The sequence below is a fragment of the Flavobacterium sp. genome, from assembly GCF_029242675.1.
Lineage (GTDB): Bacteria > Bacteroidota > Bacteroidia > Flavobacteriales > Flavobacteriaceae > Flavobacterium.
The window spans coordinates 1-11,188 of record NZ_JAQWTM010000409.1 but is presented as its reverse complement, the minus strand read 5'-3'; the positions used below and the strand labels follow the sequence as shown (position 1 = coordinate 11,188).

General features: G+C 34.6%; 8 protein-coding genes and 2 pseudogenes. 4 read left to right on the top strand and 6 right to left on the bottom strand.

Features of this window, described 5'->3' with window-relative positions:
• From P8M54_RS15100 to P8M54_RS15075, 6 genes are all read right to left on the bottom strand, one after another.
• Positions 1 to 499: fasciclin domain-containing protein (locus tag P8M54_RS15100; RefSeq protein ID WP_300288852.1), on the bottom strand; the 499-nt coding region annotated here is incomplete at its 3' end.
• 22 nt (positions 500 to 521) lie between these two features.
• Entirely contained in the window at positions 522 to 1,439 is a 918-nt protein-coding gene (locus P8M54_RS15095; protein WP_300288850.1) for a hypothetical protein, read from the bottom strand.
• 538 nt (positions 1,440 to 1,977) lie between these two features.
• Positions 1,978 to 2,922 carry a DUF547 domain-containing protein gene (locus tag P8M54_RS15090; protein ID WP_300288849.1) on the bottom strand — a complete coding sequence of 315 codons (945 nt, stop codon included), beginning with the start codon at positions 2,920 to 2,922 and terminating at the stop codon, positions 1,978 to 1,980.
• Positions 2,923 to 2,978: 56 nt separating this feature from the next.
• Entirely contained in the window at positions 2,979 to 3,851 is an 873-nt protein-coding gene (locus P8M54_RS15085; protein ID WP_300288848.1) for a sterol desaturase family protein, read from the bottom strand.
• Between the two features lie 82 nt (positions 3,852 to 3,933).
• Positions 3,934 to 4,428: a rhodanese-like domain-containing protein gene (locus tag P8M54_RS15080; RefSeq protein ID WP_300288847.1), complete on the bottom strand. Its 495-nt coding sequence runs from the start codon at positions 4,426 to 4,428 to the stop codon at positions 3,934 to 3,936.
• A 287-nt stretch (positions 4,429 to 4,715) separates the two neighbouring features.
• Entirely contained in the window at positions 4,716 to 5,738 is a 1,023-nt protein-coding gene (locus P8M54_RS15075) for a LacI family DNA-binding transcriptional regulator (RefSeq protein WP_300288846.1), read from the bottom strand.
• Positions 5,739 to 6,080: 342 nt separating this feature from the next.
• On the opposite strand from P8M54_RS15075, the gene P8M54_RS15070 reads away from it, so the two are divergent.
• The 4 genes and pseudogenes from P8M54_RS15070 to P8M54_RS15055 all read left to right on the top strand — a co-directional run.
• The gene (locus P8M54_RS15070; RefSeq protein WP_300288844.1) at positions 6,081 to 7,562 is read left to right on the top strand and encodes an FGGY family carbohydrate kinase; all 1,482 of its coding nucleotides are present in this window, start codon (positions 6,081 to 6,083) and stop codon (positions 7,560 to 7,562) included.
• Between the two features lie 8 nt (positions 7,563 to 7,570).
• Positions 7,571 to 8,896: a xylose isomerase gene (xylA, locus tag P8M54_RS15065; protein ID WP_300288843.1), complete on the top strand. Its 1,326-nt coding sequence runs from the start codon at positions 7,571 to 7,573 to the stop codon at positions 8,894 to 8,896.
• A gap of 143 nt (positions 8,897 to 9,039) precedes the next feature.
• A pseudogene (gene xylE / locus P8M54_RS15060) lies at positions 9,040 to 10,470 on the top strand (D-xylose transporter XylE).
• A 129-nt stretch (positions 10,471 to 10,599) separates the two neighbouring features.
• Positions 10,600 to 11,188, top strand: a pseudogene (locus tag P8M54_RS15055) (galactose mutarotase); the annotation flags it as partial.

Genomic DNA, 11,188 nt, shown 5'->3' with positions numbered 1-11,188 from the left:
CTTTGTCAATTGCATGTACTGTACCATTACTAGCAGATACATTAGTTAAAATAATTTTTGATCCATTGATGTACACATCGCTTCCTCTTGTGATAAAACGTCTTGTTAAACCTTGTAAAGCAGAACCTGAAGTACTACCCGCTGTAAACTGAGTTGAAGGTAAGTTTCCGTTAGAAACGTGGTATAATAATGTGTTTGTTAAAAACGAATTATTTAAAGCCCCTAAACTTCCTGCGTCTACCAAACCTAATCGTGCAAATGCATCATTAGTTGGAGCAAATACGGTAAAGTTTCCTGATGCATCACCAGCGTTTTTATTACTCAATACTACTGCTACACCACCTTGGATAGCTGCTGCTTCAAGCGTACTGAAAGCTGGATTTGTTACTGCAATATTTGCAATAGTTGGTTTTTCATCAGCGTAATCGTTGTTACATGACACCAATGTCGCTAGTAAAGTAAATGCTAATAAAGCACTTTTAATATTTGAATTTTTCATTTTCTTAATTTAGAGTTATTAATTAAAATTTTACAACTACTGCACCGTAGTATCCAGTTGCTTTTCCGATATTTCTACCTTCTATAATAGTGCTTGCACCACCTGCTATTCCAATTGCTTTGTAAAGAGGTGCATATAAGTTAACACCTACTTTGGTATAATCAACTCTAGTAGCTGGGAAAAACCCTTGAAAGCCTTCTGCCAAAATATCTACTCCACCATTACTTTTTTGACCAGCAATATATGCATCTCCGTAGATTTTTGATGCAGCGTATCCTACTTTAAGTTCTGATGTTAAGGAATTAGGAACATCATTTGAAGCTAAGTTTACTCCAAATTGGCCAGAAGCGAAAATTCCATTATCCATTTTAAACATTGCAACTCCAACTCCGCTTACTGTTGTACTTCTGTTTCCAATTGCAATAATAGACTGCAATCCTTCGTCAGCTCTGTAAGCGCTTAATGGCGTTTTCAATCCAAAAGCAGTGATCAATCTTAAAGAAGATTTTCCAAAGTTTTGGTAGTAAGGATTGTACTTTAAATAGAAAGATACATCTTGAAACCCTTTTCTAGTGTTTGAAAAATTAAGGTTGTTTAAAACATCTTGAGTTGCACTACCTTCTGATTCAATATACGGTACTGACAAAACAAGATCTAATTTATCGGAAACTCCATAAGTTGCAAATAAATTTTTACTATTTATTTGTACTTCATTGAAAACTGGAACACCATCTGTTTCTTGTGGTACTAAAAATACCTGATCGTATTTTTCTGAACTGTAAGAAAGAGAGACGTTTCCTTTTCCTTTACCTTGCATAAATCCATTGATAGGACTTTGAGAATGAGCTGTATTCACATATCCAAATGTCGTTACAGCTAGAATGAATAATAGTTGTTTTTTAATCATAATATTTAATTGTTTTGTTATACTTTCAATCATTTACGAAAATTAAATAGCGTTGGTTTTAAAATATTTAAAAAAAACACAAATATTTCCTAAATAATTGTTTTTTAGCTTGTTAAAGGTACACCAAAATTTAACGTTTGTGCAATAATTGTAAGAAATTAACAAACATTTGTAAGTTGTAGACCTTTTAATTTATGGGTTGCTCTTTTCTTTAGCTTTTATCTGCTGACGTAGACAACATTGATTATTAATTAGTTTATACTCTATAATTCCTAACGAAAAGAATTCGATTTATTTTAAAACTTTTTTTGAAATAGTTAAACAAAACTGATAATTTCATCTCACACCCATCTAAATTATAACTTTAAACTCTATTTTAACCCTTATAGTACCTGTTATCTATTAAATGGCTGGTTTTGGAGAAGCCATTTGCTTTAGCTCTTTTAGATTAGTTGCAAAAAAAAGTAAGACTATAAAATGATTATAGTCTTACTTCTTAATTGGTCTTTGTAGAACCGTACCTAACGAAACAGTTAACTGTTTCTATAAAGGTGTAAAGTAATTGAATGTTTTATTCATTCAAGTTCCAATTGTACTCTTTAAAAGTTACTTGAGCGTTACCACTGATTTTCGTACTACTAGATTGGTTCAGAAAATCGATTACGCCACCTTTGCTTTTGAAATCACCAGCAAACCAATCAAATATTTTTGAAACTTCGATTTTACTAGCTGTAATTGTATTTTTAGATTTATCATTGATAAAACTTTTAGTAGCAGTTTTTAATTGTTGCTCTAGTTTACTTTCAGTATAGGCTTCGTTTAGTAAGTTAGGGCAAGATACAGATGCACAATTAATGGCAAAGTGAATACGAGGTTCGTCCATTTTACGAAGAATTTCATTCTCTATTCCCTCTAGGCTGTATTTTTTACCTTCTAGCGTAATAAATTTTTTACCCCATGGGTCATTAATATCTTTGATGCTTTTGGTTGGATAATTATCAATTATCAATTTTACAGTGTACGCATTGTACGCATTAATCCAGTAAGCAAGAGTTGCAATACGTGACCAAGATTTAGTAGGTACAGCTGCTGCTAACTCACTTAAATAGGCTGATAAGGCTTTACTATCTTTTTGAAAACCTTTATAATTAACTGTTCCGTTTTTCGAAACATTTTTTTGTAGCAAACTATTCCAATTAGCATGGTTGATGGCTGCTGCTTCCATTTTTGATTCTGCAACCATTGTTTTAGTTTTTGCAACTGCAGCTACAACAGCTTCAGGTGTAGTTTTTTCAGTTATAGCAGCTGCTTTTTCATTAATGGTAGTAGTTGCAGTTCCGTCTACTACTGTTGTATTTGCGCTTGCAGTATCTATTGTACTGGAGGTTGTACTAGCTGTTGTTGTATCTGCGGCGGTGTAAGTCTCAGTTGCTGTAGGAGCCTCTGCCGCGTTATCTTTAGTTTTCCCGCAGGAAAGAAGCGGTAAAAAGGCAATTGCTAAAATTAAATTTTTCATAAGTTGTTTTTTGTTAATGTTTAAAAAGGAAGAAATTGTTTTCTTACTTAAAGGTTTTATTTTTTTAATGGATATAATTCTTGTTCAAGGAAATTTTGTGGAAATGTGGTTTCATCTTTAAAACCCAGTTCAATATCTCTACCGTTGGAAGGAATATAGTTGGTGTTGAAAATGTAATCCCAAATACTTAATGATATTCCAAAATTCACTCCGTATTTATTTGGTATTTCTTTACTGTGATGCCATATGTGCATTTTTGGATTATTGAATAAATATTTAAAATACCCATAGTCCCAACCTAAATTAGCATGATTCAAATGTCCGATAGCTATTGTTATGAAATGTACGATAAAAACGTCTTCAAGGTTTACGCCTCCTATTAATATAATTGGAATGTATAATAACGATTTATACACAATTGGTTCCATCCAATTGTATCTAAAGTGGGCTGCAAACCCCATTTCCTTGACGCTGTGGTGTGTTTTATGAATTTCCCATAAGAAAGGTACACTGTGCAATAATCGATGTACATTCCATTGTAAAAAATCGCTAATGATAAAAAATAAGAGCAAAGCCATTGGTTTAGACAGTGATGAAATAGAAACTAATTGAATAGAAGCTAATTCAAGACCAAAGCTTTTAAGAACATCATTAATTAATTGCTCTGTGACATTGGATAAAGCAATCAGACGGATTAAGTTCAACAGGAAAAAGTTGAAAAACAGGTAAAACAAATCCAACCAAAAGTCCTTCCTAAAGATCGCTTGTTCTTTTCTCCACGGAAAACTAATTTCTAAAAGCCAAACTACCAGTGAAATGGCAATCAAACCATAAAAATAATTATCCCATTTCCAATACAAAACCTCGGTTTTTAAGTAATTGAAATAACCGCTGTACGAATTTATAAATACCTCACTGTATTTTTCCATTTTTTGATGTCTTAGCGATGCGCTCGCTTGTTACTTTTTTGATTATAAAGGTTTGCTATTCACAAATTAAACGCACTACAACTTAATTCTCATAAACTTTAATCCCTTTTTCTAAGTATTCACTCCATCTTTTATTATAGGTATGAACACTGTCAGTCACTTTGTTATTATTGTTCACTACAGTACCTCCAGAATTTTTATACTCAAAAATACCACCGTATAAGTTGTAAACATTAGTGTAACCCAATTTCACTAATTTTTCGGCAATTCGCTCACTTCGAACCCCAATTGAGCAATAGACAACAATAGGTGTATTTTTATTTTCCACTTTCTTAGTAACCTTACTATTGTCAAATTTATTAAAACCAACGTAAATGGCATTCTTTAAATGACTGGTATTGTATTCCTTAAGCTCTCTTGCATCCAAAACGATATATTTTGGTTTTGCTTGTAATTCCTGAACCGAAATGTAAGGAACCGAGTTTTTATTGAGTCTTTCTAGTTCTTTGCCAATCGTATTTTGGGCGGTGCAAAATCCAGCAAGCAGGAGGGCAAATAATGTGATAATGTTTTTCATATTGATTTTAGATGTTCTACTGATTAATTTTGACGAATACTATTTTCAAAAGGGACAACTAGTCCTTGTTCATTTTAGCTTCCGCAAAAGTGTGACGGTTGGTGATGATACCTCTTTCTCAAAACAGTTCTTTTTTTACAAGCAGGTCATTATTTACAAAATTACATTAAACTAGACTTTAAAAATAGTTGATTAAGAAATATTTAGAACTTTAAATAAAAAACATAAAGGATGTTTTTATTATGGTTTACTAAAAACTCTTATGGTATTAGATTTAGCAGCTAGGTTTATTTTAAGCGAATTGTGGATTCTCTTTGTATCAAACTTGTTTTAATGATTTTCGTCGAAAACTCGAATTCTGTTTTACTTTCCAACCTGTCAACAAGCATTTTTGTGGCCGTTTCGCCAATAAATTTCCCATGCTGACTTATGGTGGTTATGGTAGGGGTAACGTGCTGCGGTAATTTTCCGTTGGTAAAACAAATTAAGGACATTTCCTGAGGTATTTTATAGTTCATTGCTTTAACGAGTTCTAATGACTGTATGGCTGAACTTTCCTCTAAACACAACAATCCATCAATTGATTTATCAGCAAGAACGATTTTCATAGCGGTTTCTAAATCTTCATTTTTAGCAAGACGAACAATGATTTTTTCGTTTACAGGAATATGGTGATCTGTTAGTGCTTTTTTATATCCTTGAACACGCAGTTTTCCCACGCTTAAATTATCAATTACTGACACAACAGCAATATTCTTGCAGCCTGTTTTGATTAGGTGTTCCGTGGCATGGCGGGCTCCTTCAAAATCGTTAACGATTACTTTATCACATATGATTTCATCAGCAATCCGATCAAAAAGTACGATTGGAACCCCTTCATTTATGGCGTCGATTAAATGAGAGAAGTTTTCATTGACCTGTGTTTCCTCGGCAATCGAAATAATAAAGCCATCTATAGTACCACTTTTTAATAATTCAACGGTATGGACTTCCTTCTCATACGACTCGTTCGAAATACATGAAATCAAGCTATAACCCAGTTCAGAGGCTTTTTCTTCGATACCTACAAAGACCTCGGTAAAAAAGCTATTCATAATATTCGGAATAATAATGCCTAATGTTTTTGTTTTTTTATTCAAAAGACTCAATGCTACTTTATTGGGTTTGTAGTGATGCACTTTGGCAAATTCTTGAATTTTTTCCTTGGTTTTTAAACTGATGTCGTGGCTATCGTTTAGCGCTTTAGAAACCGTTGCAATAGATACATTAAATTCGGCTGCGATTTGTTTTAATGTAATTTTTGGTATCATTTCGGATTGGTATTGGTTTTAAAAGCTGTGCTAATTTAGAATAAATTATAGTCATTTTCAATAATAATAAGTTGTTTTTATATCCTCTTTTCTTGCGTTAAACTAGTTGTACAAGAAAGTTACTTAAACCTTTACGTAACCAGCTCGTCCTTTCTCTTTTTAATTAAAAATAGCTGTATATCTAAGGATATCAACAGTTTACATGGTTTTGGTTTTTGAGGTTTGTCTTGGGGTAAAATCGCAACTAAATTGCTGATAATGTATTTTTATACCTAAATAGTAATGAATAATATATTTTTGATAGCATAAAAAAAGAGATTAAATAATTATAATTGATATAATTTGTATTACATAGGATTTGATATTGGAAGTTCATCAATAAAAGCAGCTATTGTAGAAATTGCTACCGGAAAAAGTATTGGTGTAGTGCAGGAGCCGGAAACAGAAATGGATATGGTGGCCTTAAAAAACGGTTGGGCAGAACAAAAGCCAGAAGAATGGTGGATACATTGCTGTAATGCCGTAGCCAAATTAAAAAAGAAATATGCTATTTCTAGAACGCAAATCAAAGGAATTGGGATTTCGTACCAAATGCATGGTTTGGTTTTGGTAGATAAAATTGGAAACCCTTTGCGCAAATCAATTATTTGGTGCGACAGTAGGGCCGTAGCCATTGGTAATGAAGCTTTCAATACCATTGGTACAGAAAAATGTAGTTCTCATTTACTAAATTCTCCTGCTAATTTTACGGCTTCAAAATTGAAATGGGTAAAGGACAATGAACCTGAAATTTACAGTCAGGTTTATAAATTCATGCTTCCTGGGGATTATATCGCTTATAAATTTTCGAATGTAATCAATACGACGATTTCGGGATTATCTGAAGGGATTGTGTGGGATTTTAAGAAAGATACTGTTGCTGCTTTCTTATTGGAGTATTATGGTATTGACGCTGCTTTGGTTCCAGATATTGTAGAGACTTTTGGATTACAATCTAAAGTTGACGATAAAGGAGAGCAGGAAAGTGGTTTGGCCGCGGGAACTCCTATTTTTTACAGAGCAGGTGACCAACCAAACAATGCTTTATCGCTAAACGTATTTAATCCTGGAGAGGTGGCTGCTACAGGAGGAACTTCAGGAGTTGTTTATGCTGTTACTGATAACTTGTCAGGAAAAGAAAGTACTCGTGTGAATAATTTTGCACACGTTACCTATTCAAGAACGAACCCTAGAATTGGAAAATTACTCAATATCAATGGAGCTGGAATTCAATACCGTTGGCTACTAAATAATTTGGCGGTTAGCTCTTACGAGGAAATGAATATGCTGGCTGCTGAAATTCCAGTAGGTTCTGATGGAGTGTGCATGCTTCCTTTTGGGAATGGAGCTGAAAGAATGTTAAATAACAAAGATATAGGCACACGATTACTCAATATCAATTTAAACAACCATAACAAAGGACACTTATGTCGTGCAGCCTTGGAAGGAATTGCATTCTCTTTTGTGTATGGAATGGAGATTTTAAAAGGTGATGGTGTTGCCGTACATGTTTTGAGAGCAGGAAACGATAATTTATTTCGGTCTGAGATTTTTTCAAATACTGTTGCGACCCTTATTGGTCATGAAATAGAAATATATAATACGACCGGAGCAATAGGAGCAGCGAGAGCTGCAGGACTTCACGAAGGTGATTTTGATATATATGGAAAACTCATCATGGACAACGATCATGTGATGACTTACATGCCTTTTAAAGATAAGACACCCTATTCGGCAGCATTCAAACGTTGGAAAAAAGAACTAGAATTAATAATTAAAAAATAAAAGATAACATGGCGACTTTAGGAAATAAAGAATACTTCAAAGGGATAGGCGAAATCAAATTTGAAGGTAAAGAATCAGACAATCCATTAGCCTTTAAATATTACAATCCAGAGCAGGTGGTTGCAGGAAAAACAATGCGAGAGCATTTTAGGTTTGCCATTGCATACTGGCATACCTTCTGCGGACAAGGTTCTGATCCGTTTGGACCAGGAACGCAACGTTTTGAGTGGGATAAATCAACTGATGCCATTCAAGCAGCCAAAGATAAAGCAGATGCCGCTTTTGAATTTGTTACTAAAATGGGATTTGATTACTACTGTTTCCATGATTATGATTTAATAGAAGAAGGAGCAACTTTTAAAGAATCTGAAAAACGAATTGTTACTATTACTGACTATTTGAAGGAGAAACAAGCCGCTTCGGGTGTCAAATTACTTTGGGGGACAGCAAATTGCTTCTCAAACCCTCGCTATATGAATGGTGCGGCAACTAATCCTGAATTTGATATTTTAGCACGTGCAGGCGGACAAATAAAACTAGCTCTTGATGCTACAATTGCTTTGGGTGGTGAGAACTATGTGTTTTGGGGCGGACGTGAAGGATATATGTCTTTGTTAAATACTGATATGGGAAGAGAATTAGACCATATGGGACAGTTTTTGAGAACGGCTCGCGATTATGCTCGTGCTCAAGGTTTCAAAGGAAACTTCCTTATTGAACCTAAACCAATGGAGCCTTCGAAGCATCAGTACGATTTTGATACCGCTACAGCGATAGGCTTTTTACGTGCTCAAGGCTTAGAAAAAGATTTCAAAATTAATATCGAAGTAAATCACGCAACACTGGCGCAGCATACTTTTCAACACGAACTTGACGTAGCTGCTCAAGCAGGGATGTTAGGTAGTGTGGATGCGAATAGAGGAGATTACCAAAATGGCTGGGATACTGACCAGTTTCCAAACAACATTCAAGAAACAACTGAGGCGATGTTAGTTTTTCTAAAAGCGGGTGGTCTTCAAGGTGGAGGTGTTAATTTTGACGCTAAAATCAGAAGGAATTCAACTGACTTAGAAGATGTTTTTCATGCACACATAGGAGGAGCAGATACTTTTGCAAGAGCATTATTGACTGCTGATCGAATCATCACTTCTTCTGCTTATGAGAAAATGAGAAAGGACAGATACAGTTCATTCGATTCCGGAAAAGGAAAAGAATTTGAAGAAGGAAAATTATCAATGGAAGATCTCTATAAAATAGCACATGAAAACGGAGAACTAGCTTTAAAAAGTGGAAAGCAAGAATTATTCGAAAATATAATTAACCAATATATTTAATTTTTAGAAGCAACCAACAAGCATGGAGAGGTAGTTTACTGTACTACTTCTCGATGCTGTTTTTAAGGTTTAGTAAGCCAACCAAACCAATTTAAATTACTATAATACAACCAATTTAACTAACCATAAATACAAATATAATTATGTCTACAACTTCTAATTCGGCCTATTTATGGCGACTTACTTTGGTAGCAACGCTAGGAGGACTGCTTTTTGGATACGATACTGCAGTTATTTCAGGAACGGTAAGCTCGCTAGAAAAGTTTTTTGTTCTTCCTTTTGGACTGTCCGAGGCAGCGTCGAATGCGCGATTAGGCTTTTTAGTTTCTAGCGCATTAATAGGTTGTATAATTGGAGGTGTTTTTGGAGGTGTAATAAGTAAAAAGTTTGGTCGTAAAAACGGATTAATTTTAGCTGCAGTTTTATTTTTGATTTCAGCTTTGGGTTCAGCGATGCCGGAAATGTTTGTTCGACCAATAGGACAAGCTGATCAATCTTTTTAAACTCTTTTTATAATTTATAGAATAATAGGAGGAATTGGCGTGGGACTCGCTTCGATGTTATCACCTTTATACATATCTGAAATTGCGCCTGCAAACAGCCGTGGTAAGTTGGTTTCGATGAATCAATTCGCAATCGTTTTTGGGATGTTGGTGGTTTATTTTGTGAATTATTTCATTGCTCGTCAAGGAGATGCAAGCTGGTTAAATACCATCGGATGGAGATGGATGTTTGCTTCAGAAGTAGTTCCAGCGGTGTTGTTTTTAGTGTTTTTATTTTCAGTTCCGGATACTCCTCGATCATTAGTTTTACAAAACAAACCTCAAAAAGCGCTAGATGTACTAGTAAAAGTAAACGAATTGGAAGCTGCGCAAATAATTCTGAAAGATATTGAAAATACTGTAGCCTCGCATTCTGGTAAATTATTTTCATATGGATTGCCAGTGATCATTATTGGTATTTTTCTCTCTGTTTTTCAGCAATTTGTAGGGATTAATGTTGTGCTGTATTACGCACCAGAAATTTTTAAAAGTATGGGCTCGGGAACGGATACGGCACTATTGCAAACCGTTATTGTGGGAGCTATTAATTTAATATTTACCATTTTAGCGATACAAACGGTAGATAAAATTGGACGTAAACCATTAATGATTGTTGGGGCATTAGGAATGGCAGTTGCTATGTTTGCACTGGGTACTTCGTTCTTTACATATTCTTTGGGCGTTTTTGCATTAATTTGTATGCTGGTATATGTGGCAGGATTTGCCATGAGTTGGGGTCCTGTAACTTGGGTGCTACTCTCGGAGATTTTCCCTAATAATATCAGAGGGAAAGCATTGGCAGTAGCTGTAGCAGTTCAGTGGGTAGCTAATTATTTAGTCTCTTGGACGTTTCCTATTATGGATAAAAACAGTGATTTAATTGCACTGTTTAATCATGGATTTGCTTATTGGGTGTATGGAATTATGGGAATCTTGGCTACGCTTTTTGTATGGAAGTATGTTCCAGAGACTAAAGGTAAAACTTTAGAGGAAATGAACCAACTATGGGATAAAAAAGACAGTACTATTTAAACCAATCAATAATACACTTTTAGGGTAATTGATGTAATTGCAAAATTGTTTTTTAGTTAATTAAGAAACAAAACAAAAATAGAACCTACGATTAAAGCAACTATGCCCAGCACAAAAAAACAGAGTACGATGGCTTCTGCAGAATTATATACAATCAAGAATAACATAGGAATGGAACTTGAAGTTTCAAACTATGGCGCGACAATATGCAGTTTGAAAGTACTAGATAAAAGGGGGATTCCAACCAATGTTGTGGTGGGTTTGGATCAAATGGAGGACTATTTTGATAACGCTTATACTGAGGCAAATTTGTATTTAGGCAGTAGTATTGGTAGGTATGCAGGGCGCATCTCTAAGGGTGGTTTTACGATTGAAAATGAAAGATATAGTGTAGAAAATACAGATGGAGTTCATTTACATGGCGGTATAGGTTTTGATAAAAAGTTATGGACCTTAAAAAACAAAACGGCTAATTCTTTAATTTTAACCTACACAAGCCCACATCTTGAACAAGGTTACCCTGGCGCTCTTTCAGTTGAGGTACTATTTGAATTAAATGACGAGAATTGCTTAACCATAGTTTATTCAGCAACTACAACTCAAGCTAGTCCGGTTAATTTAACGTGTCATCCTTACATTAACCTCAATGGGCATGGGACAATTTTAGAACATGAATTATGGATCAATAGTTCCCATCATTTAGAAGTAGATGAGAAAC

Excerpts from the sequence above, each read along its gene's own strand:
- P8M54_RS15080 (WP_300288847.1), bottom strand. The coding sequence starts at position 4,428 with ATGAAAAACATTATCACATTATTTGCCCTCCTGCTTGCTGGATTTTGC.
- P8M54_RS15085 (WP_300288848.1), bottom strand. The coding sequence starts at position 3,851 with ATGGAAAAATACAGTGAGGTATTTATAAATTCGTACAGCGGTTATTTC.
- P8M54_RS15075 (WP_300288846.1), bottom strand. The coding sequence starts at position 5,738 with ATGATACCAAAAATTACATTAAAACAAATCGCAGCCGAATTTAATGTA.
- P8M54_RS15090 (WP_300288849.1), bottom strand. The coding sequence starts at position 2,922 with ATGAAAAATTTAATTTTAGCAATTGCCTTTTTACCGCTTCTTTCCTGC.
- P8M54_RS15095 (WP_300288850.1), bottom strand. The coding sequence starts at position 1,439 with ATGATTGAAAGTATAACAAAACAATTAAATATTATGATTAAAAAACAA.
- xylA (WP_300288843.1), top strand. The coding sequence starts at position 7,571 with ATGGCGACTTTAGGAAATAAAGAATACTTCAAAGGGATAGGCGAAATC.